We start from the raw sequence: 22,578 nt of genomic DNA on the forward strand, positions 1-22,578 counted from the left end.
AGAGCTAAGCCAAGAACAGAGGACAGGCACCCCAAGCTGTTCGCTGAGATACAGACCATCATGGAGCCGCACAGCGAATCCGAATCAAGCTTGCGCAACACTTTGCTGTACACCAACATGACGGCTAAGGCGGTACACGAGGCACTCGTGCGAAAGGGCTGGTCTGAAGCATCCCTGCCCAGCGTGCGCACTATCTCAAACCTCTTGAGGCGCCAGGGTTACCGACTGCGTACAGTGGCCAAATCCAAGGTGCAAAAAAAACCGCCCAAACCGATGCCATCTTCGAGAACGTCAGACGTCTGAACACATTGGCTGATGCAGATGAGCACATCTTGAGGCTAAGCATGGATACCAAGGCGACGGTGCATGTTGGCGATTACTCCAGGGGTGGGCGTTCGCGTGGAGTCGAGCCTGTCAAAGCCCTGGACCATGATATGTGCATGAAGGAGAAATTAGTACCCGGCGGCATACTGGAGCCAGTGACTGGAAAATCGTTCCTATTTTTCGGCACGAACTACAAAACCAGCGACTTCATGGCCGACGGCTTATTCCTGTGGTGGCAGCACAGGCAGCCAGAACTGCCAGTGCTTAAACAGCTCGTCATCAACTTGGACAATGGACCAGAGTGCAACGGACGGCGCAGCCAATTTCTCTTGCGCATGACAGAGTTCGCGGATTTGACAGGGCTGTGCGTGCGACTGGTTTATTACCCGCCCTATCACAGCAAATACAACGCCATCGAGCGCTACTGGGCGGGACTGGAGAAATCCTGGAACGGCTACTTGCTCAGCACGGTGGATACGGTCATCCATCGAGCTGGCAATTTTTGCTGGAAAGGCATGCGCACAATGGCATGCTTGGTGGACGCCATTTACGAGAAGGGTGTCAAACTATGCGGTATTGAGAAAACAGAACTTGAGCAACGACTGGAACGATCCGAAGAGTTGAATTGGTGGGATATAACAATTCAACCTAAAAAGGTGCGTTTGTAATTTCTAAATCCCTTAGCGGAAAAAGCGTGATTCAGCGCACACCGGCCTGACGAGCGATTTATCGCGGCGAGCCATTTGGCGTCGATCGTGTGGCCGGCGGTCACAACATCGTCGTTCCGCCACCGGCTTTTCGATCCGATCGCTGTCCGCGCTGTCATCCGCACCTTCGGCTTTTCCCTTTTCAGGCTCGCACCAGCGCGCCCGGTCGCGCCGGCGCACAGCGAGACCGGCCCATCGTTGCCAACGTAATCGCGCCGTCAGCTCATCGCATATCCACTCACCCCTTTCTTGCGCCGCACCGCATACGCCACCATCCCGATCCCGATCACAATCAACGCCCACGGCTCCGGTTCCGGCACTGCCGGCACGCTGCCGGTATCGGGCGCAAAGCCCACGCCATTGGCGGCGAAGCCATCGAGAATCCCGAACGCACCGTTGGTATAAGCGCGCGCGTTGGTGCGCAGGATCTGCAGGTTGGTGGTCGAGCCGGCCAGAATCTGCGCGGCATCGAGTGGCAGGAAGTTAAAGCCGATGACACCGAAGGCGCCGCGATCGACCGAGTCCGACGATTGCGTGCCGGTGCTGAAGGGGCCGAAACTGTTGGCGGTCTGGAAGGCGTCGACGGCGAGGTTGCCGTAGTTAAAACCGGTCAGGCGTTCGATGCTGCTTTGCGAGCCGGGGTTGTTGACGAACTGGTAGTAGAAATCCAGCCCGTTGCCGTTGTCATACACCGCCGAACGCGCGGTGCCGCTGTAGCTCGGGGTCGATACCGGGGTGGCGACAAAATTGAGCAGGGTGCCGCCAAATCCGCCATCGACGAGATCGACCGGAGACGTGGTGGTTTGCGGTACCACCGCGGTTGCCCCGGCAGTGAAACAGACCGTGCTCAGCAGGCTGGCAAGGAGTGCGTGGTTCAGGCTTGGTTTCATCAGAGTTCTCCAGAATGGTTGCGCACCGTAACGGCGGAGTGGGACCAGAGTGGGACTGAATGCGCAACGCCGCCCAGTCGTTCCGTTATGGTCGGCCATGCCTGTTCACTGTTTCTGCGATGGCGCAAGGGGCGTGGCTTGTTTGGCGCATGGGTGCACGATGCTGGAGATGGATCAATGAAAATTCCGGCTGTTAATCGTCAGGCTGCCGAGCAATTCCGAATGATCGACCACCCGTTTGGCGATCAGATGCCGCACCTCGCCGGCGACCTGCCAGACGCCGTACACCGTCAGCAGGCTGGCCTGCAGGATGTCGCGGCGGTGGCGTTCCTGCACATCTTTCCAGACGATCACGTTGATGACGCCGGTCTCGTCTTCGAGCGTCACGAACATCGTGCCGTTGGCGGTTTGCGGCCGTTGCCGCATGGTGACCAGCCCGGTTGCGCGCACCAGTTTGCCATTGGCAAAGCCTTTCATTTCCAGCGCGGTCGATAACTGCATGGCTTTCAGCCGCGGTCGCAACAAGGCCAGCGGATGGCGTTGCAGCGTCAATCCCAGCGACTGGTAATCGGCCACGATTTCATGTCCTTCGGAAGCCGGCGGCAAGGCCAGCGGTGCTTCCAGCATCGGCGCCTGCCGCAGCAACGGCGTGGTCGGTTGCAGCGCCGCCGCTTCCCACTTGGCCTGACGCCGATGTCCGGCCAGCACGACCAGCGCATTGGCCTGCGCCAGCGCCTGCAGATCCGGTTCATTCAGTTCGGCGCGCCGCGCCAGATCGTCGATGCTGTCAAACGGGCGGATCGCGCGCACCTCGATGACGCGCTGCGCGGCGGCGCCCGACAAGCCGCGCACCAGGCACAGCCCGAGCCGCACATCCGGCTGCGCGGCGCCGGTTTCTTCCAGCGTGCAATCGACGTCGCTGATCATCACATCGACCGGCTGCACGATCACGCCATGCCGTTTGGCGTCCTGCACCAGTTGCGACGGTCCGTAAAAACCCATTGGCTGCGAGTTGAGCAGGGCGGCCAGAAACGCTGCCGGTTCATGCCGCTTGATCCAGGCCGACACATACACCAGCAGCGCGAAGCTGGCCGCATGCGACTCCGGAAAGCCGTACTCGCCGAAGCCTTCGATCTGACTGAAAATCTGCTGTGCAAAGCCGGGATCATAGCCGCGCGCCAGCATGCCATTGATGACCGGGTCGCGGAATTTTTCGATTTCGCCCTTGCGCTTCCAGGCCGCCATCGAACGGCGCAGGTCATCGGCCTGGCCGGCGCTGAAACCGGCCGCGAACATCACGATCTGCATCACCTGTTCCTGGAAAATCGGTACGCCCAGCGTGCGTTCCAGCGCGGCCTCCATCTCGGCGTTGACATACGTGACCGGTTCCAGCCCCTGGCGGCGGCGCAGATACGGATGCACCATGCCACCCTGGATAGGCCCCGGCCGCACGATCGCCACCTCGATCACCAGATGATAAAACCGGTCCGGCCGCAAGCGCGGCAGCATCGACATCTGCGCCCGCGATTCGATCTGGAACACGCCGACCGTATCGGCCGCGCAAATCATCTCGTAGGTGGCCGGGTCTTCGGATGGCACATCCTGCAGCGTGAACACTTCGCCGCGGCGCGCCCCGACCAGATCGAGCGCACGCCGGATCGCCGACAGCATGCCCAGCGCCAGGATGTCGATCTTCAGAATGCCGAGCGCATCGAGATCGTTCTTGTCCCACTCGATCACGCTGCGTTCGGCCATGGCCGCATTTTCGATCGGCACCAGCCGCGCCAGATTGTCGCGCGCGATCACGAAGCCGCCCGGGTGCTGCGACAAATGACGCGGAAAGCCGACCAGCGTCTGCACCAGCAGCAACAGCTTCTGTACCAGCGGCGCGGCCGGATCAAAACCGCATTCGACCAGCCGCTCGGCAATCACCTGTTTGCCATCCCACCACTGATGCGATCGCGACAGCCGGTTGACCTGATCGAAGTCCAGTCCCAGCGCGCGGCCGACATCCTTCATCGCCGAGCGCGGCCGGTACGAAATCAGCACCGCCGTCAGCGCGGCCCGATGGCGACCGTATTTTTGGTAGATGTACTGGATCACTTCCTCGCGTCGCTGATGTTCGAAATCGACATCGATATCGGGTGGCTCGTTGCGTTCTTTCGAGATGAAGCGTTCGAACAGCACCGACATGCGGGCCGGATCGACTTCGGTAATCCCGAGGCAATAACAGACCGCCGAATTGGCCGCCGAACCGCGCCCCTGGCACAGGATGTTCTGGCTGCGCGCAAAGCGCACGATGTCGTACACCGTCAGGAAGTAGGGCTCGTAAGCCAGGTCGTGGATCAGTGCCAGCTCATGCTCGATCTGTTGCTGCACCTTCAGCGGCGTGCCGCCGGGGAAGCGGCGCGATGCGCCTTCAAAGGTCAGCCGCCGCAGATAGCCATCGAGCGATTCGCCGGCCGGTGCGATTTCTTCCGGATATTCATAGCGCAATTCATCGAGCGAAAACGTGCAGCGCTGCGCCACCACCAGGGTTTCATCGAGCAGCGCGCGCGGATAGATTTGCGCCAGCCGCACCCGCGCGCGCAAATGCTGTTCGGCATTCGGCTGCAGATCGAGGCCGCATTCGGCAATCGGCTTGCCCAGCCGGATCGCCGTCAGCGTGTCCTGCAACGGCTTGCGCGAACGCACATGCATGCAGACATCGCCGCAGGCCACCAGCGGCAAGCCGGTTTGACCCGACAGTACCGTCAGGCGGGTGCGCCACAGATCGTCATCCAGCCGATGCAGCAGTTCCAGCGCAATCCAGCTGCGGCCGTCGAACCGGCGTGCCACCCACTCGGCCTGCTGCAACTGCTGCTCGGGCGGATGTGCGCGTTGCGGAATCAGGATGGCCAGGCAGTCCGGCAGATTGGTCAGTTCAGCGCTTTCGAAGTCGCGCGTGCTGAGTTGGTAGAAGCCCTTGCCGGCACGGCGACGGCCGTTCGTGATCAGTTGCGACAGGTTGCCGTAACCCTGCCGGTTGGTCGCCAGCAGCAGCAGCTTCATGCCGCAATCGAGCGTGACCTGGCTGCCGATAATCAGCGGCAAGCCCTGCTTCCTGGCTTCCACATGCGCCCGCACCACCCCCGCCAGCGAACATTCGTCGGTGATCGCCAGCGCACTGTAGCCAAGGTTGAAGGCGCGCTCGATCAACTCGTCGGGATGCGACGCGCCGTGCAGAAACGTGTAGTTCGAGTGGCAATGCAGCTCGGCGTAAGGGGGCAGGTGAGGGGACATGGCGCTGCAATATACTGTATGGATGAACAGTATATGTGATTGCGCCCATTGGCAGGGAACTGGATGGGAAGGGGTGAGTGATCGACGCGATTGTCAAAGCGCATCACGCAGTCGCCAAGGCTGGAGTGCATGCCAGTCTTGCCATCGCTGCGGAAGCCGTCGCCAGCGCAGCAGCGTCGATTGACGCGACGGCTTCGGTGCAAATGCTATCGGCAGTTTCGCGCGCGGCATTGACCAGCGCGCGCCCGGCTGGGCGAAGCACGGCCTGACGATCTCCATTCGCCCCCTCGCGCACCACCAGCCCTATCTTCTCAAGCAAGATGAACTGACGCAGCACAGACGATTGCGGCTGACCAAGTGGCCGCACCAGTTCCGCCATGCTTACCCGGCCATCATCCACTTGCGCGAGCAGATTCAGCAATGCAAAGTCATTGAAACTGATGCCATGGTGTATGCCCAATTCGTGGTCAAGCTTGAGTTGCAGGCTGGCCTGGGCACGGTGCAGCGCCAGGCAGAAGCCGAGCGGCGTGTTCATCGAGGATTCCTTCCCGGTTCGTCATAGCCGAGTTCGCCATGGCATGGTATTTCCTGGCGCCACAGGCTGACCAGCATGTCCAGCTCCTGTGCCGCATTGAAGGCGGGATCTTCGCTGGGCTTGACCATGTCGAGTACTTCGAACAGAAAGCTGGCCTCACCGTGCTCGACCCAATCCTGCGCCAGCTTCGCATTACGATGCTGCCCACACTGCAGTTCGAAGTGATGTCGGTTGAGCGTGCCCTGCGCGTTCGCACTTCCGGCAACCAACGCCCGGCCCGTGATCTGGTTCCGGATCGCATAGACACCGGCTCGGGTCTTCGTGTCCAGATACTCTCGTTTCAGCGTTTTTCTGTTTGTCATCGTCAATCCTCTTCGTCACAAATATGTCACGGCGCAAGCGCTGGCAGGTCTGCCAACGGCACTGGACAGGCAAGGCGCCTGACGTAATCGCGCACGTCGGTCGGCCAGGCGCCGGTCAGTTGGTGGAACTTTGTCTCATCGTTCGTGAACAGCGCGCGCGCGGTCTCTTCGAACCCAGCCATGTCACCAGCCATGGTCGACATGAAGTGGTACGCACTTTCAGTGCTCTGGCGTTGCCGGTCTCGATCCACGTTGGCCCGGCGTGCCTCCTCAACCAGTTTCCGCAGGGTCACCGAGGCGCCGCCTGGCTGTGTCGCCAACCAGTCCCAGTGGCGCGGCAGCAGCGTGACTTCCCGCGCCACAACCCCAAGCTTTGGCCGGCCACGGCCTCGTGGCTCAGCAGATTCCCCGGAATCGCTCAGTGCCGATGCGTTTTCGTGCAGCAGGTGCATCTCTGGCGGCAGACGTGCCAACATCTCGGCATCGCTTCCTCGAATGTCGATATCGACAACCTGGCCAGTCTGGTCGCAGAAGGTCAGCAGCGAACTGGCTACGCCCGATGCCAGTGCGTGTTTCACAGCCAGTGCATTGACCGCCAGGCTGCCAGAGGCAATTTGCTTGTGGCCGTCGAAGGTGGTGTAGGAAGGTGTCGCGGTATTCATCACGGTGGGATTTGGCTTGAATTGAATGTGCCAATAATACCCGGGTTAAATTACTGCGTCAATAATACCCGGGTAAATTTAAATCGTGATGCGCAGCGCCAGCATGTCGGTCAATTATTCATCGATGGAGTGAATCTGATGCGCCAACCCTCGGTCTGGCCAGCGCGGTTGATTCCATAGCCGACGACGGTATTGCCATCGCTTGACAGTCCGGTCGCGCGTTGCAGTTTCCAGCCTTGCAGGGAAGCACTGAAACCGTAGTCGCTCTGCAGTGCTGCCTCCAATGACCGAGTGCCGTGAAGCGTATCCCAGATCAGCGCGACATCTCCCTGCGGTGCAACACCCCAACCAACAATGATCTGTCCATCGCCGGAGACCGCACTCGGCGTGGTATTGGTCATGCCTGCCGGTACGGTGCCGGCAGCCGTCATGCCCAATAGTTGCGTCCAAAGGAAGGCATGAGCATGACCGGTTTGTCCCACCGAGTAGCCCACCACGACACTGCCGTTGCGTGAGGTTGCCGTGGCCGACGAGGAAACATCCCCGGCCAGCCTTCCCAACATACTGACCGTGCCGTTCGAACTCCATAGCATCGCCCCGTTCAGGACCGGATGCCCTGCGCCCGCAATGACGCTGGCGTCGGTGGAAATCGCCAGTGCGCTGCTGGTGCGGTCGCTCCCGCCGCCAAATTGGCCGAGCGAGACCATGCCCGAGGCATCGGTCCAGCGAAAGGCGGCATTGTTTGTCGTCAAACAGGTACCGACCACCACATTGCCATCGCCCGACACGCCGCCGGGAACGCACAGTGCGACGTTGGCCAGTGACGCCAATTGCACCAGTCCGGTAGCGGCACTCCAGCGGAACACTGCGCGCGTCGCCGACAAGGCATCTCCCTCGCCGACCACGATCGCGCCATCTGCCGACACGGCCCGGGCACTGCTGAACGTTCCGCCCGGCATCCGGCCCAGTTCGAGCAGGCCGCCCTCGGCGCTCCAGCGCACGGCGTGCAATTCTCCGGACGCCGCCTGGGTCGAGCCCACCACCACATTGCCATCTGCGGACACTGCCAGCGCCTGACTTGCGGTGCCGCCAGGAATAAAGCCGATGCCCACCAAACTTGCCTGACGGGCGGCATCCACCGCGGGCGCCGAATGGCCGCCACAAGCGCCCAGCGCCAATGCACAACAGGCGATGCAACATGCCTGTGACCATTTCGGTGAGGTCGCGGGTGCATCGACAAAGTGACTCGTCCTGAAGCAGGTCTGATCCATTGGATTTCTCTCGGAGCGCGGAGTGGAATCAGCACTTTGAGCGGCACACGGGCACGCTACAAGAGCGGCAGCAAGATTCATTGACTGCTCTCAACCCACTGGCAACCTGGTTCGGATTTTCCTGATTGCACGCACAGAGTAGGCGTGGCGCTGCCGAGGTTGCGATTGCGCCACGATGCGATCTCCACGTGCATGGTTTAACCATGCACCACCCGGCTGTCCTGCGGCGCCTGCTCACGCTCCAGCAATCCGTAATCGCGCACGACGGCCGCAATGCGCAGGCGGTAGCCGGCAAAAATCGTCGACCTTCCGCGCGACTGCGCGGCGCGATGTTCCTCGGTGTTGCGCCAGCGTTGCACCGCCTCCTCATCGCGCCAGAACGACAACGACAGGATCTTTTCCGGCTGGCGCAGGCTTTGAAACCGTTCAATCGAGATGAATCCATCGATCTCATTGAGCAACGGCGCCAGGCGCGCTGCCATGGCGAGGTACTCCTGCCGGGTGTGGTCGTGCGGACAGACTTCAAAAATCACGGCAATCATGGCGATCCCTTCGGCGTGGTGGTAAAGAATTGCGGCAGGCGCGCGTTCGCGGAGGGCCGCAAGGTCCAATCGAGCGCGGCCCGGTCAAGCCGGACCGGCAGCGCGAGCAGGTGCTGAATCGCGGTTGTTGCGATCCGCGTTGCCAGTGCCTGTCCGGGGCAGGCATGAGGCCCGTGTCCAAAGCCCGGCAGGCGGCGCTGCGGGCGCTCCAGCACAAAGACATCCGGGTCCGGATTGGCGTGCGCGTCGCGACCGGCGGCAGCCAGCAGCAGCAGGATGGTGTCGCCCGGTTGCAGTGCCACGCCCGCCACGATGGTCGGTTGCGCCACGAAGCGACGGGTATTTTGTATTGGCGGATCAAAGCGTGCGACCTCCTGCACCAACGCGCCAGCAAGTTGCGGATCGTCGCGCAGCTGTGCTTCCAGCTGTGGGCGGTCAAGCAGGGCGACGATGCTGTTGCCGATCAGGCCGGCGCTGGCTTCGTGGGTCTGTGACAGCAGCCCGATCAGATTGGCGAGAATCGCCTCCTGGTCATCCCAGCCGGCGTGGGCGGCCTGGCGGCAGATAGCGTCCAGCAGCGTGGCGGGCGTCAACGCGCTGGTCTGCACCAGCCGGGCGAAGCGTTGCTGCAAGGCTTGCGCGGCGACGCTGGCATCGGCCAGTTGTGACGGTGTCGACAGGGGCGACAGGCAGCGCACGAAATCCGCCACCCACAGCGCCAGTTCCGGCAGTTCGTCCTGACCAAGGCCAAGCAAGTCGGCCACGACCCAGGTCGGCAGATCAAATGTCCAGCGTGTGAGGGCGGCGCCGTCGGGCAGGCCGTGCTGCTGTCCCAGCAGCCTGGCGAAATGGGCCGTGCGCCGGGCAATGACGGACGGATCCAGTGCCGCCAGCGCCTGCCCGATGACCTGCTTCGGGCGCGCATGGCCGGGACCGTCGTTCATCCGGATCAGTCGGCCAAAAACCGCACCGGCGCTGCTGCCGGCGAAGGCACGGGGTACGGCTTCGCCAGACGGACGCACCAGGCAATGCGGGTTGTCCATGACCTCCTGGACGGCTGTGGCGCGACTGGCAATCCACAGTCGCAAATGGGGATCGAAATGCAGCGCCGGTCCTGCCAGCAGCTGCTGGTACCAGGGATAGGGATTGACATGGCTGGCAGCGGCGACGGCGTTGGATGGATACATGGGAATCTCTTGCAGGTGAGAGGTGACAGCACATTGTATGGATTGATCGCATTGAACAATTCGCTTACGATCAAACTGTCGATGCGTACCGGTGTTGGCTGCGCGAAAGGAGAGACGATGTCCAACGAGTTTGCCGATACCAGACTGGCCGGCGTGGCCGCAGCCATTGCGGAGCCGGCGCGGGCGCGCATGTTGTGTTGCCTGATGGATGGATACGCCCGCACCAACACCGAACTGGCGGTGCTGGCCGAAGTCAGTCCCTCGACGGCGAGTGTCCACCTGGCCAAATTGCGCGAGCAGCAACTGGTGCATGTGCTGGCGCAAGGCAAGCATCGCTATTACACGCTGGCCGGCGCCGACGTGGCCGCTGCGCTGGAAGCGCTGATGCGCGTGGCCGGCCTGCCGCGCCCGTTGTTTGTCTCGACCACGCCGGAGCGCTTGCGCAACGCGCGCACCTGCTATGACCACATGGCGGGTACCGTTGCCGTTGCGATGCATGACTATATGGCGCGGCACCAATGGCTCCATCCCGTTACACAAGAAGGCGGCGACTATCAACTCAGCGAGGAGGGCGCGGCCGCACTGGAGCGACTGGGCCTGGATGTAGACAAAGCCGGCAAGGCACGGCGCCGCTTCGCCTGTGCCTGTCTGGACTGGAGTGAGCGTCGTTCCCATCTGGGCGGAGCGCTTGGCGCCGCGCTGCTGTCCGTGCTGCTCCGGCAAGGCTGGATCGAGCGCGATCTCGATAGTCGCGCACTTGGCATCACGCGCGCAGGCCGGCGTCATTTCAAACGCGTTTTTGAGCTCGACTGCTAGAACTTGTCCTGGCCAGGTTTCTGGCGTCGAAAGAATCTCCGTGCGCGTCAATCCTTGATCACGTTCAAAGTGGCCACTTGTCGTCACTGATACGATGTCTCATCCCCGTTCTTGCCGGAGCACCCCTCATGTGCCAAGCGACTTCCCGGTCTGGAAATAGCAGGCGGAGGCTGTCGCAATGCGCGCTGCCGAGGCCCTCGGCCCGACAGGATTCGATTCTTGAGGAGGTCAAATCATGAGCAAATTTGTTGTGTTGTATCTGGTGCCGGTGGCAACAGTCGATCACCTGATGGCGAATTCCACACCCGAGCAGATGAAAGCCAGCATCGAAGAATGGACCCACTGGATGAATGCCAATGAGCGCGCCTTTGTCGATATGGGCGCACCGCTGGGCAAGACAAAACGCGTTACCGCCGGCGGAATTGCCAGTGTCAGGAACGAGGTGACGGGTTATACGATCATCGAGGCCGAATCGCACGAGGCCGCCGCAAGGATGCTGGAAGGACATCCGCATCTGCAGGTTGCCGGGGCCTACATCGATGTGATTGCGGTGATGCCGATACCGAAGGCGTAGCCGTGGCGCCGCAGGGCCTGCTGTAGACTGGCGGGCATGCTCCTGCGAATCCACCATGCCGCCATCATCTGCGCAGACTACGCACGCTCCAGACGCTTCTACGTCGAGACGCTCGGACTGACCGTCGTGGCCGAGCATTTCCGGGCCGAGCGCAATTCCTGGAAGCTCGACCTGGCGTTGCCGGACGGTGCGCAAATCGAGCTGTTTTCGTTTCCGGACGCGCCGCCGCGGCCGTCCTGGCCCGAGGCGCAGGGCCTGCGTCATCTGGCTTTTGCGGTCAACGATGTAGCGCGCTGCAAGGCCGAACTGGAAGCGGCCGGCATCGCCGTCGAACCGATCCGCATCGATGAATTTACCCAACGCCGCTTCGTCTTTTTTGCCGATCCGGATGGCTTGCCACTGGAACTCTACGAGGTTGCGCCGCAGCCAGCCTGATCCATCGTACTGCGCCAAGCGCGACTCGCTGCAATTGATCCCTGACGATTATTCACGATGCCGTGTCCCCAGGATCCGGTAATCACAAGTTGCGCTGACAGGCAACTGGCGGCGTTCACAACGCGATGTCACGCATCCCGCATCGGCGCGTGGCCCACCCCCACGACTGCAATGACCGCTGAAAATTTGGAACTACCCGATTCCATCTGACATAAAACGGGAGTTCGATAATAAGCGTGCGTCACCTGGGGTGGCGCAGGCGATGCTGTATGGCGCCTGCGCCAGCCTGACGCCGCGCGACCTCGACAACGCGGTCGAACGCATCAGCAACGCCGAGCGGCGCGCGCAGTTCATCGAATTCATCGCCAACTGGGAACCCTGGCAACAGCATCTGGAACGCGCCCATCCGGACGTGTTTGCCGAACTCGAGCGCAACGCTGCGGCCGAACGCCAGCTGTTGTCGGAGCCGCCGCCATTCACCAATGACAATGATTACATCCAGATGTGCCGGGACATGGAGGCACTGCTGACATCACTGCGCCAGAACAAGATCCGGCAATTGACGCGCAACTTTATTGTCGAGTCGCGCGCCAGCATGGCACCGAGCGAACACAAATAGACAGGCCGCCCCGATCCTGCACGCAGCTCGCTCAACAACGCGGTAGCGCTCGACGTTACCGTCGCATCTTGCCGCGCCATTACCGAAAGTAGCAGCGCGGCGATGCTTGCTATGTTGGAGTCATTCCTGCATGGTCGATCTCCATGAAAAACCTGTTCTCGCGCGTCTACTTTTCGGTGTCGACCACGGCGTTGATCGCCTTGTTGATCGGCTTGACCCTGACCGCCGTGGCCTTTGTCTCGATGCGCCGTTCCGAATCGGAAATGCACAACCAGCAATTCCGCACCAGTGCCAACATTCGCATTGCGGCGGTGCAGGGCGGACTGGTCGATGCCGTCGAACAGTTGCGGGTCGTCAATCAGCTGTTTCAGGTGGTCGGGGTGGTCAGTGCCAAGCAGTTTCATGACTTTGCCGCCCCGCTGCTGCAGCGCTATCCGCAACTGCAGGCGCTGAGTTTTCAGCGCACCGTCACGCACGCCGAGCGCGAGGCTTTCGAAGCCGCCCGACGCCACGCCGATCCGGCATTTCGTATTGTCGAGATGGCCGGCGATCAGGTGCGCACGGCGGCGATTCGCCCGACCTATAAAGTGGTCGATTACATCGAACCATTGGCGGGCAACGAGGCGGCGGTCGGGCTCGACACCGCCGTCACCTCGGATCAAACCGCGGCACGGCGGCGCTCGCGCGCCAGCGGTCTGCCGACCGCGACCGGATTGCTATCGATTGCGCAACACAAAGGCTGGCATACGGCCTTTCTGATCATTGCCCCAGTGTACCGGAGCGGTCTGCAGCTCGATTCCGTCGCACAGCGTGAAGCCGCCACGATTGGCGAAACCGCGGCGGTGTTTCGGATTGATAACCTGATCGATACCATTCTCGATGCCAGCGGCGTGCGCGCCGAGCCGGGCATGGTGATAAGCATCTTCGCCTCCGCCCGGCCGGATCCATCGCAACTGGCATTTCGCGAGGGGCGTGCCGGCACGCTGCGGCAGCAAACTTTCTCGTTGCTGCCGTACTGGCTGCTGGTCGACCGCGCCGATCCGGTGGCGGAGACATTCGCACTGGCAGGCAGCATCTGGCGCATGGAAGTGGCGCAGGCGGAAGTGTCATTTCTGTCGAATTACAACGCGTCACTGTTCGTGCTGCTGGGCGGCGTTTTGTCGAGCCTGCTGGCGGCGGCGTATGTGTATTCGCTGGTCTCGCGCGACATCGTGGCCGAACGCCTGGTCGGTGAACGCACCGTGGTGCTGCGCACCGCGAACCTGCGGCTGTCGGAGGACCTGGCGCAGCATGTGCGCACCGAAAGTGCATTGCGCCTGCATGAACGGGCGATCCAGGTGTCGCCGAATGCCATCCTGATCTGCGCCGCCACCGCACCGGACTACGCGATCGAATACGTAAACCCGGCGTTCGAGCGCATTACCGGTTACAGCAAGGCCGATGTGCTGGGGCGCGGCCTTGAATCGATGCAGGGAAACGGCATCGACCAGCAGAACCTGGATGAGATTCGCACCTGTCTGCGCGAAGTGCGCGAGGGCCACGCGTTGATGCGCAATTACCGCAAGGACGGCACCGGTTACTGGAGCGATCTGTTCATTGCACCGGTGCGTGACGAGCGGGGCGCCGTCATTCAGTTCGTCTTTGCCCAGTACGATGTCAGCTCGATCATGCGCTTCGAAGCCGAACTGGCCTATCAGGCCAGGCACGACACGCTCACCGGCCTGGCCAACCGGATGCTGTTCACGGAGCGACTGGGCCAGGCAATGAAGGCCAACCAAGGCGACGGCGCGCAGATCTGGGTGTTGTTCGTGGATCTGGACCGATTCAAATTCGTCAACGACACCCTCGGCCACGAGGCCGGCGACGAGCTGCTGAAAGTGCTTGCCGCGCGGCTGCAATCGGCGGCAGCGGGCGTCGATACCGTCGCCCGCGTTGGCGGCGATGAATTCCTCGTGCTGTTGAATGAGTCTCCCGATGATGGCACCGGCATGGCGGCGCTGCGCAGCATCATGGATGCGGTCGTGTTGCCACTGCAGGTGCAGGGCTACGAATTCATTCTCACCTGCAGCATTGGCGTGGCCATCCATCCAACCGACGGCGACACGGCCGAAACGCTGATCAAGCACGCCGATATTGCGATGTACCGGGCCAAGGAATTGGGCCGCAATACGTTCCAGTTCTACACCCGGCAAATGAGTGAGCGCAGCCTCGACCGGCTCAATCTCGAAACCGATCTGCGCTATGCGCTGGAGCGCGATGAGTTTGTCCTGCACTACCAGCCGCAAGTGAGTTTGCGCGATGGCCGCATCGTTGGCATGGAAGCGCTGATCCGCTGGAATCATCCGCTGCTGGGATTGATCCCGCCGGTCCGGTTCATTGGCCTGGCCGAAGACATGGGATTGATCGTCCCGATCGGGCTCTGGGTCGCGCGCACCGCCTGCCTGCAGGTGAAGGCATGGCAACACGCCGGCCTGGGCGAGTTACGCGTGGCGGTCAACCTGTCGCCGCGTCAGTTCATGCAGAAGGGACTGGTGCAATCGATTGCCACGGTGCTGAGTGAAACCGGGCTGGCCGCGCGCTATCTGGAACTTGAACTGACCGAAAGCATGGTCATGACCGATGTCGACAATGCGATTTCCATCCTGGGCGAATTGAAAAATCTGGGCGTGCCGATTTCGATCGACGACTTTGGCACCGGCTACTCCAGCCTGTCGTACCTGCGCCGCTTTCCGCTGGATGTGCTGAAGATCGACCGCTCCTTCATCAATGACGTGACCAGCGATGCCAACAATGCGGCCATCGTCGTCTCGATCATTGCGCTGGCCCACAACCTGCAGTTAAAGGTGATTGCCGAGGGCGTCGAAACTGCCGAACAGCTGGCATTCCTGCGCCAGCACGGCTGCGACCAGATGCAGGGCTACTACTTCAGCCGGCCGGTGCCGGCGCCGGAATTCGAACAACTGCTGCATCAGGGACGCTGCCTGCCGATGCTGGCGTCGCTCTGAACGACGCCGGCATGCAGCGGCGTTTCAGCGGTTGACGGTTTTCATGCTGCCCTCGGGGTAGCGCAAGCCACTGGCCGCGCCCAACGGGAAAATCGCTTCGATCGCAGCCAGCTCGGCGCTGCTCAGTATCATGTCGAGTGCCTTGACGTTTTCTTCCAGATAGCTGCGCCGCTTGGTGCCCGGAATCGGCACCAGATCATCGCCCTGTGCCAGCACCCAGGCCAGCGCCAGTTGTCCCGGCGTGCATCCCTTGCTGGCGGCGAGTTGGCTGACCTTCTCGACCAGCTGCAGATTGCGGGCGAAATGTTCGCCCTGGAAGCGCGGACTGCTGCGCCGGTAGTCGTCGGCGGCAAACTGATCCGGACTGGTAATGGCGCCGGTCAGGAAACCACGTCCGAGCGGGCTGTACGGCACAAAGCCGATGCCAAGGCGACGGCAGGTCGCCAGCGCGCCCTGTTCGGGGTCGCGCGACCAGAGCGAATATTCGCTTTGCAATGCCGTGATCGGATGGATCTTGTGGGCCCGCTCCAGCGTTTCCGATGAAGCTTCCGACAAACCGATGTAGCGAATCTTGCCGGCCTTGACCAGCCCAGCCAGTGCCCCGACGGTGTCCTCGATCGGCGTGGCTGGATCGATGCGATGCTGGTAGTACAGGTCGATGGTTTCCACGCCCAGCCGTTTCAGGCTGCCTTCGACCGAACTGCGTACGTACTCGGGCGTGCCATTGACGCCGCGCGCCTGCGGATTGGCGGGATCGCGCACGATGCCGAACTTGGTGGCCAGGAAGACCTGGTCGCGCTTGCCCTTGATGGCCTTGCCAACCAGTTCTTCATTGATGTACGGCCCGTACATGTCGGCCGTGTCGAGCAGCGTAATGCCGAGTTCGATAGCGCGATGAATGGTGGAGATCGATTCGGCGTCATCGCGGTTGGCATAAAAATCACTCATGCCCATGCAACCGAGGCCGATGGCCGATACGGTCGGGCCGTTGGCGCCGAGCTGACGCGTCTTGATGGGAGTTTGCATTGGTGGATTTCCTTATGGCCGGTGCCGACGGTGCGGCGGTGCACCGATTCTACAAGGCTTCGGACAAACGGATCGGCGTCGCCAAGCAGCGGCAGCGTTGCGGTTCGCGCACGCCGGGTCAATGTCGAAGCGATAAGTTTCTCGAACAAAAAACTTTCCACCGGGCATAATGGATCTTGCGGTTATTTTTTATTGAAACCAAAAGTAGTTGTGCTTTTTACCAAGGGTGACAATGAACGACGAAAATTCCTTCCCGGTGGACAGCTGGCTGCCGCATATGCGCGATGTCGGCAAATGCGAGCGCTCCCTGAGCGAGCTCGATCTGCGCTGGCGCATGATCGAGTCGTCGGCGCAGATGAATTGTCCGCTCGAAGCGCGCTCGATCCTGCCGATCATGGCCGCCACCCGCGGCCGTTTCAGCCAGCTCGAAGGCGAACTGGTAGTAAATCTGGTGCGCGAGAAAATGCGCAATGCGATGGCCGCACTGACCACCAAGGCGCAGTACGTGATTGACATCGTGGTGCGCAATTTGTACGAGCGCACCGCCGACGTCGGCTTTCTGGCCACCGATGGCGACCTGTGCGGATTTGTCGCCGGCAGCCAGACCGACGCAGCGGCAATCCGCCAACGTCTGCGCGCCTACCGCGAAAAATATACCGTCTACGACGACATCATCCTGCTCGATACCGAGGGCAGGGTGCTGCTGCGCATCGACGACAGCGCGACGCTGGACTGCAGCCGTGATGCGCTGGTCCGCCAAAGCCTCGCATCACAGCATTTTGTCGAAACCTTTCGCGCCACCGATCTGCTGCCGAACCGGCGCGCCGGACTGATCTATTCGCGTCGCATGCTGCATCCGCAGACCGGCGCCGTGATTGGCGTGCTGTGCTTGTCATTTGCGTTCGAGGAGGAAATGGGCCGGATCTTTGCCACCCACGGCGACCCGCAACAGCACGCCAAAATGCTCCTGCTCGATGGCGACAATCGCGTCATTGCCAGCGCCGATCCGCTCTGGATTCCGCTCGGCGCGCAGGTGCCGGTGAATCGGTCCGGGCAGCCGGCACTGGTGATGTTCGCCGGTCGCCAGTATCTGGCGCGCACGGTGCCGTCGGCCGGCTATCAGGGCTATCCCGGCCCGACTGGCTGGCAGGGTCAGGTGATGATTCCGGTCGAGCTGGCATTCTCGGCCGCGCCAGCCAGCGTGCTGGCCAATCTTGACGCGGCGGTGGCGGACGGCTTGCTGTCGCATGCCCGGACCTTCTGTCCGCCCTTGTTTGCCATCATGAAGGAGGCCGAAGCGACGGCGGAGACCATCCGGCGCGTGGTCTGGAACGGGCAGGTGGCGACCGCCGGCCAAGGCGGCGACGGCACGCGCCTGAAATCCATTCTGGAACAGATCAGCGACACCGGCACGCGCAGCAATACGCTGTTCGCCCAGGCCATCGGCGGGCTGTTCGAAACCGTGCTGGCATCACGCCTGTCGGACAGCGGATTCGTCGCGCACTTGCTGGTCGATCTGCTCGACCGCAATCTGTACGAGCGCGCCAACGACTGTCGCTGGTGGGCCTTGTCGCCGGAATTGCGCAGTCTGATGGCGCGCCCGGAACCGACCGGTGCGGCGCGCATGGCGCACATCCTTCGCGCCATCAACGACCTCTATACGGTGTATGCCTGCCTGTTCGTGTATGACCGCAATGGCTGCATCATCGCCACCTCGCGCGAGGCGGCCGGCGCAGCGGGCTATCCGGCCGTGACCGACGAGACCTTGCAGCGGGTGCTGGCGCTGGGTTCCGGGCAGGCGTATTACGTCACACCGTTTGCGCCATCGGCCATGGTTGACGGGCAATCGACCTATGTGTATCACGCCGCCATCCGCGACCCGGCCAACGACGCCAGCATCGTCGGCGGGATCGGGATTGTGTTCGATGCGTCGGCAGAATTCCTCGCCATGCTGCGCAGCGGCAGCGCCGCCGGTCAGAACGTGCAGGCCTACTTTGTCGATCGCAGCGGAGCAATTCTCGCGAGCACCGATGCCAGTTGCAAGATCGGCTCCCGACTCGAGATGGCGCCGTCGATGCACAAGCTGGCCGCTGGCAGCAGCGCGTCGCAGGTGTGCATCCAGAACGGGCAGTACGCGATCATGGGTTGCACTGCCTCGCATGGCTACCGCGAATTCAAGGTGTCCGACGGCTATCGTGACGACATTCTGGCGGTCGTGGTGGAGTCGTTCGGGCCGGTGCGCGAGGGCGTTGTGCGCGCGCCGTCCACCGAACTTGGGCGGCAAATCGACGTGCGCAACCCGCATGACTTCGCGACCTTCTTCGTCGATGGCGCACTGTTTGCGCTGCCCGCCGACGCGGTCTGCGAAGCACTGCCGGCCGCGCACATGTCGCGCGCATCGCTCGGTGCAGGCGCCGCCTGCGTCGGGGTCCTGCCGCTCGAATCCGGCGGCGCGCAAACCATGACCTGGGTGTTTGATGCAGCGGTCCTGCTGGCGGGCGAGAAAACCGCGCTGGATGCCGCCAGCCAGATCATCGTGATCCGGCAGGGCGATCGGCGGCTGGGCCTGCTGGTGAACAAACTGCACGCGGTGGTGTGCGTCGATGCGGCCGATCTGGTGGCCACGCCGCTGATCGACCACAGCGCGGCCTCGCTGGTGCGGCAAGTCATCAAGGCCAATGCCGGCGAGTTGCTCATTCAGGTGCTCGATACACCCTGCCTGTTCGAGCAGGTCATGGGGCGGACAGAACCCGCGCCGTTGCTGCGCATTGTGCCGCCAGTGCAGTCGGCGGCCTGACCGGAACGGCTGGAGCGGCCACGCCGCCGTACGTGCAATGGGCGGTGGCGGACTGCGCAACGCTGCATGCGGTTCGGACATGCATGGGGCACTCGCACTTCACAAAGTCGAGCCAAATCGAGCGCGCTTAAGGTGGAACCATGTCTTGCAACAGGACATTCATGCGGAACCTGTCTTTTAATTTCGTCACTACGAGTAAACCATGTTCCCGCGCTTTCCTTCTTCGACTTCAGCCTCAAATTCAACCTCGCAGTCAACGCCGGTTTCAATGTCAAGCCAGGCCATCGCCTCCGCCCCGATACAGGGATCAATGACGACCTCTTCTCGGACGCCGACGGAATTCGCGCGCGCAGCGGAAGGAAACTGGCGACTTCTGCTTGATCCGTCTCGCGCTGCGCCACAACAAGCGAATGTGGCGCAGGCAGACCTGAGTGAATTCACCCCTGACGAGGTCGGCTATTTAATGCGCGCATTGCGCGACAGTGCTGCCCAGACGCCTGTGACGACCAACGTGTTAACCCGCGCGTTGGAAGGAAGTCCTGCATTCGCCGATGCTGCTGGAGCGTCGCCATTCGATCTGGAAGCTGCAGCCGAACATTTGTTCAGGTCAGATGAAGAATCCGACAGCGGGGACTGTCCTATGCCCGTCCATGACATCTCAGCGGCCAGCCAACCCGGCAGATTTGAGCCACCGTCATCGAAACGGCCGCGTGCCGACGAGCGGCCGTCCTCCGATGAATTAGCGCGCTTCCTGCTCACCGAGGAGCAGGTGCGCCCAGGTCAGGATGCAAGGTTGCCACGCGCCGAACCCAACGTTGGATCATCTCGAATTGCGACTTTTGCAGGTCAGCACAGCCACCGCTGCGGCCAACCACAGCAGGTGGCAACCCATGACATCTCAGCGGCCAGCCAACCCGGCAGATTTGAGCCAGCGTCATCGAAACGGCCGCGTACCGGCGAGCCGCCGTCCTCCGACGTATTAGCGCGCTTCCTGCTCCCCGAGCAGCAGGTGCGCCCAGGTCAGGGTGCGGCAGAGTTATCAAGCGCAATTGCAGCGTATGCAGAGAGGGTAGCAAGGTCGCCACGCGCCGAACCCAACGTTGGGTCATCTCGATTTGCGACTTTTGCAGGTCAGCACAGCCACCGCTCCGGCCAACCACCGCAGGTGTCCACACGTGAAACCCTCACGCAGATTGTCCAACTTCAGGAAATGTGGCGTGCAACGCCAGACACCAGTTCAGCCCGCGCGGATCAAGGTGCTGATCGCCCACCCGGTAGCAGTTTCGTACCGCCGCCGCGATGGGAATTTTCTCTACCAGACCGTGTCCGGCGCACCATGCCCAAGGTTGAGCGGGCTCGGGAGAATCTCTATAAACAGTTATGGCGCACATTGAAGGCCCGAAGAGTTCCGTTCAATGACGAGCACCTTCTATTGATGACGAAGGAACAGTTAACGGCCACGTTGGAGGCAATCCAGACGCTGACGGAGCGAGCCGGTTACCGTCGCGATCTTCCATACCAAATCGTGAGAGCGCTTCGGACCGACGACAAGAACGAAAATTTTCAAAAGGACTTTGACGCCGCTTTTTGCCTGCTGGAACACCTGTACGGCATGCACCCGACGACTGCCCAAGTCGGGGAGCATCAGCGGGCGGCATTCAGCACGGTGGTAAATGGAATTTGTGTTAACAGTCGCCTCACGCCTTTGCGAACCGCGATGAACCACACGTCGGAGCAAACGCAACTTGCCGCCGTCACGATGTTACTCCGGCTGGGCGCGGACCCGGCACAGCGTTCGGTTGACGGCCTCAACGAAGTTCCACTGCAAAGTGCCATTCGCCTCGAGTATCCCGAAGTTGTCACGATTCTGCTGAATCATGTTGCGTCTGCCGGAGATTTGATGGCGCAAGCGAACATTCCCGCGGACGTTTTGAATGCCCCATTCCTGGGTGCAAGCTCGGCCGTATTCTGGGCCATCAACACGCCAGAGATTGGCCCGCGCGACGACGTCCTCCGGGCATTGGTCAATTCCGGCGCCTCGCTTGAATTGCGCGACCCAGTCTCGGGCGACACGCCGCTGCAGCACGCGGTGCGCAGCGGTTCTGTTGACATGGTGAGGCTGCTGTTGCAGCTTGGCGCGGATACCAATTCCCGAACCCGGGGTTGCGTCGATATCATGACCCTGGCCAGCCAAAGCCCGAACCGCGAAGCAATTGAAGCGGCGCTGGGCGCGCATTTGCAGACGCAGACGCAACCCGGTGTCTGACCCTGCGCGCGCAGTGGGTGCATCCGGGGCGGCATTTCCTTGACCTCGGGGGATGCGTGCCGTACATGTCATGGACGCCTGTCCAGTCGTCCCAAACGCACCGGATCGGCAATCAGGGAACCATATTCCGGACCGGGACATTTACCGTGTTGTCAGCTAACACAATGCCCCTTATGCCCCCGCGCTTGAATCCCTCATTCCCGAAACCTGCGCTTGTCGCCCAAACATCAACACCAGGCCCACTGCCTTTCCCGCAACCATCGACGCAACCGCAACCCGAACAGCCATCGGGACCGATGCTTGCACAGCCGCACCTGGCGCATCTGGCTGGGCCAAGTCAGCGGCAACCTTTTTCAACACCGGAGCAGACGGCGATTGAGGAGGAATTTTCCCCGCATACGGTCGACTATTTAATGCGCGTATTGCACGACAGTCCTCGCGCTGGCTCATCCACCCACAGCACGGCGGCGCTGATCGCCCAATCGGCATCAAAACGCCCGCGTCCTGACGCGGCGCCGACTGAACAAGAACTAACCGATTTTTTACTGGCCGGGCCTGAGCCGGTTCTGCCCGATCGATCGTCCATGAAACGACCGCGTCCTGACACGCCGCCGACGGCAGAGGAATTACCGGCCTTTTTACCGACCCGGCCTGAAGCCACGCCGCCAGGTCAAGGTCTATCGGCGTCATCAAGTGCGCTGTCCGGGTGGATGCATCGTCTCCACGGAAGCGTCCCGCATACGTTTCAGTCAGAGAATCCTGACATCGGCATGCCGCTTGCGCAGAGTCTGCAAGCGGCGCTTCCAGGGCTGGGCCCTCGGCCGGTTCCTGCTGTTTCCGCGGCGGCGTTGCGATCGGCTCGTGTTGCCGAAGCGGTGTCGCAGCCGAACCTTCGCCTGCCTGACCGTATCCCGCACGTTCAGCCGCGACCCGAACGAGGACGGGAAGAGCAGTTCGAGCAATTAAGACAAATGCACACCACGCGACACATTCCGTTCAACGACCTCCGTTATTTGGCGATGTCGAATGAAATGCTCGCGACGACGCTGGAGGCAATGAAAACGCTGGAGAAGGTAGACACTGGTTTCAAAGTTGATTTGGCACGCAAAGTGTTGAGAATCGCTTAAAACTGACCCACTGTTTTCATCCAAAAATGACCCACCCTGTTTGCGCGTAGATTACACCGCGTCTGTGGATAAGTCTTCTGGTCTGGTTCCTGGATCTCCTTTCTTCGTTGGTTTTTTGGTAGGTGGCTTGCGACTCGATTCGCTGTGCCGG

Annotated in this window: 18 protein-coding genes and 1 pseudogene; 10 read left to right on the plus strand and 9 right to left on the minus strand. The window is 61.6% G+C overall.

Annotated elements, in window-relative coordinates:
• Positions 1–60: 60 nt before the first annotated feature.
• Positions 61–992 (plus strand): annotated as a pseudogene (locus RCH09_RS10535) (ISAzo13-like element transposase-related protein).
• A gap of 257 nt (positions 993–1,249) precedes the next feature.
• Here the strand turns inward: RCH09_RS10535 and RCH09_RS10540 are convergent.
• The 8 genes from RCH09_RS10540 to RCH09_RS10575 form a co-directional block, all read right to left on the minus strand.
• Positions 1,250–1,921 (minus strand): PEP-CTERM sorting domain-containing protein, encoded by a 672-nt coding sequence (locus RCH09_RS10540; protein ID WP_326941041.1) that lies wholly within the window; start codon positions 1,919–1,921, stop codon positions 1,250–1,252.
• A gap of 174 nt (positions 1,922–2,095) precedes the next feature.
• Positions 2,096–5,203, minus strand: coding sequence for an error-prone DNA polymerase (locus tag RCH09_RS10545; protein ID WP_326941042.1), 3,108 nt, complete (start codon positions 5,201–5,203; stop codon positions 2,096–2,098).
• Between the two features lie 103 nt (positions 5,204–5,306).
• Complete coding sequence (locus tag RCH09_RS10550; RefSeq protein WP_326941043.1) at positions 5,307–5,738, minus strand: MarR family winged helix-turn-helix transcriptional regulator; 432 nt, start codon at positions 5,736–5,738, stop codon at positions 5,307–5,309.
• Positions 5,735–6,100: a GIY-YIG nuclease family protein gene (locus RCH09_RS10555; RefSeq protein WP_326941044.1), complete on the minus strand. Its 366-nt coding sequence runs from the start codon at positions 6,098–6,100 to the stop codon at positions 5,735–5,737. The genes RCH09_RS10550 and RCH09_RS10555 overlap by 4 nt, the downstream gene beginning before the upstream one ends.
• Before the next feature lie 26 nt (positions 6,101–6,126).
• Positions 6,127–6,762, minus strand: coding sequence for a DUF2239 family protein (locus tag RCH09_RS10560; protein WP_326941045.1), 636 nt, complete (start codon positions 6,760–6,762; stop codon positions 6,127–6,129).
• Positions 6,763–6,872: 110 nt separating this feature from the next.
• Positions 6,873–7,874: a hypothetical protein gene (locus RCH09_RS10565; RefSeq protein ID WP_326941046.1), complete on the minus strand. Its 1,002-nt coding sequence runs from the start codon at positions 7,872–7,874 to the stop codon at positions 6,873–6,875.
• Between the two features lie 356 nt (positions 7,875–8,230).
• Complete coding sequence (locus tag RCH09_RS10570) at positions 8,231–8,575, minus strand: antibiotic biosynthesis monooxygenase family protein (RefSeq protein WP_326941047.1); 345 nt, start codon at positions 8,573–8,575, stop codon at positions 8,231–8,233.
• Complete coding sequence (locus tag RCH09_RS10575) at positions 8,572–9,762, minus strand: cytochrome P450 (RefSeq protein WP_326941048.1); 1,191 nt, start codon at positions 9,760–9,762, stop codon at positions 8,572–8,574. The genes RCH09_RS10570 and RCH09_RS10575 overlap by 4 nt, the downstream gene beginning before the upstream one ends.
• Positions 9,763–9,879: 117 nt before the next feature.
• On the opposite strand from RCH09_RS10575, the gene RCH09_RS10580 reads away from it, so the two are divergent.
• The 5 genes from RCH09_RS10580 (at position 9,880) to RCH09_RS10600 (ending at position 15,211) form a co-directional block, all read left to right on the plus strand.
• Entirely contained in the window at positions 9,880–10,578 is a 699-nt protein-coding gene (locus RCH09_RS10580) for an ArsR/SmtB family transcription factor (protein WP_326941049.1), read from the plus strand.
• Between the two features lie 235 nt (positions 10,579–10,813).
• The gene (locus RCH09_RS10585; protein ID WP_326941050.1) at positions 10,814–11,152 is read left to right on the plus strand and encodes a hypothetical protein; all 339 of its coding nucleotides are present in this window, start codon (positions 10,814–10,816) and stop codon (positions 11,150–11,152) included.
• Positions 11,153–11,188: 36 nt separating this feature from the next.
• On the plus strand, positions 11,189–11,587 hold the full coding sequence (gloA2, locus tag RCH09_RS10590; protein WP_326941051.1) for an SMU1112c/YaeR family gloxylase I-like metalloprotein: 399 nt from the start codon (positions 11,189–11,191) through the stop codon (positions 11,585–11,587).
• 250 nt (positions 11,588–11,837) lie between these two features.
• On the plus strand, positions 11,838–12,206 hold the full coding sequence (locus RCH09_RS10595) for an NEL-type E3 ubiquitin ligase domain-containing protein (RefSeq protein WP_326941052.1): 369 nt from the start codon (positions 11,838–11,840) through the stop codon (positions 12,204–12,206).
• A gap of 143 nt (positions 12,207–12,349) precedes the next feature.
• Positions 12,350–15,211, plus strand: coding sequence for a bifunctional diguanylate cyclase/phosphodiesterase (locus RCH09_RS10600; RefSeq protein ID WP_326941053.1), 2,862 nt, complete (start codon positions 12,350–12,352; stop codon positions 15,209–15,211).
• A 24-nt stretch (positions 15,212–15,235) separates the two neighbouring features.
• Here the strand turns inward: RCH09_RS10600 and RCH09_RS10605 are convergent, their stop codons facing one another.
• Positions 15,236–16,237: an aldo/keto reductase gene (locus RCH09_RS10605; RefSeq protein ID WP_326941054.1), complete on the minus strand. Its 1,002-nt coding sequence runs from the start codon at positions 16,235–16,237 to the stop codon at positions 15,236–15,238.
• On the opposite strand from RCH09_RS10605, the gene RCH09_RS10610 reads away from it, so the two are divergent.
• The 4 genes from RCH09_RS10610 (at position 16,237) to RCH09_RS10625 (ending at position 22,427) form a co-directional block, all read left to right on the plus strand.
• Complete coding sequence (locus RCH09_RS10610) at positions 16,237–16,407, plus strand: hypothetical protein (protein WP_326941055.1); 171 nt, start codon at positions 16,237–16,239, stop codon at positions 16,405–16,407. The two genes, RCH09_RS10605 and RCH09_RS10610, sit on opposite strands and share 1 nt — an antisense overlap.
• 62 nt (positions 16,408–16,469) lie before the next feature.
• The gene (locus tag RCH09_RS10615; RefSeq protein ID WP_326941056.1) at positions 16,470–19,034 is read left to right on the plus strand and encodes a chemotaxis protein CheW; all 2,565 of its coding nucleotides are present in this window, start codon (positions 16,470–16,472) and stop codon (positions 19,032–19,034) included.
• Positions 19,035–19,344: 310 nt separating this feature from the next.
• On the plus strand, positions 19,345–21,300 hold the full coding sequence (locus RCH09_RS10620; protein ID WP_326941057.1) for an ankyrin repeat domain-containing protein: 1,956 nt from the start codon (positions 19,345–19,347) through the stop codon (positions 21,298–21,300).
• A gap of 296 nt (positions 21,301–21,596) precedes the next feature.
• Positions 21,597–22,427, plus strand: coding sequence for a hypothetical protein (locus RCH09_RS10625; RefSeq protein ID WP_326941058.1), 831 nt, complete (start codon positions 21,597–21,599; stop codon positions 22,425–22,427).
• Positions 22,428–22,578 lie beyond the last annotated feature (151 nt).

Source organism: Actimicrobium sp. GrIS 1.19 (assembly GCF_035984655.1).
In the GTDB taxonomy this organism is placed as follows: Bacteria; Pseudomonadota; Gammaproteobacteria; order Burkholderiales; family Burkholderiaceae_D; genus Actimicrobium.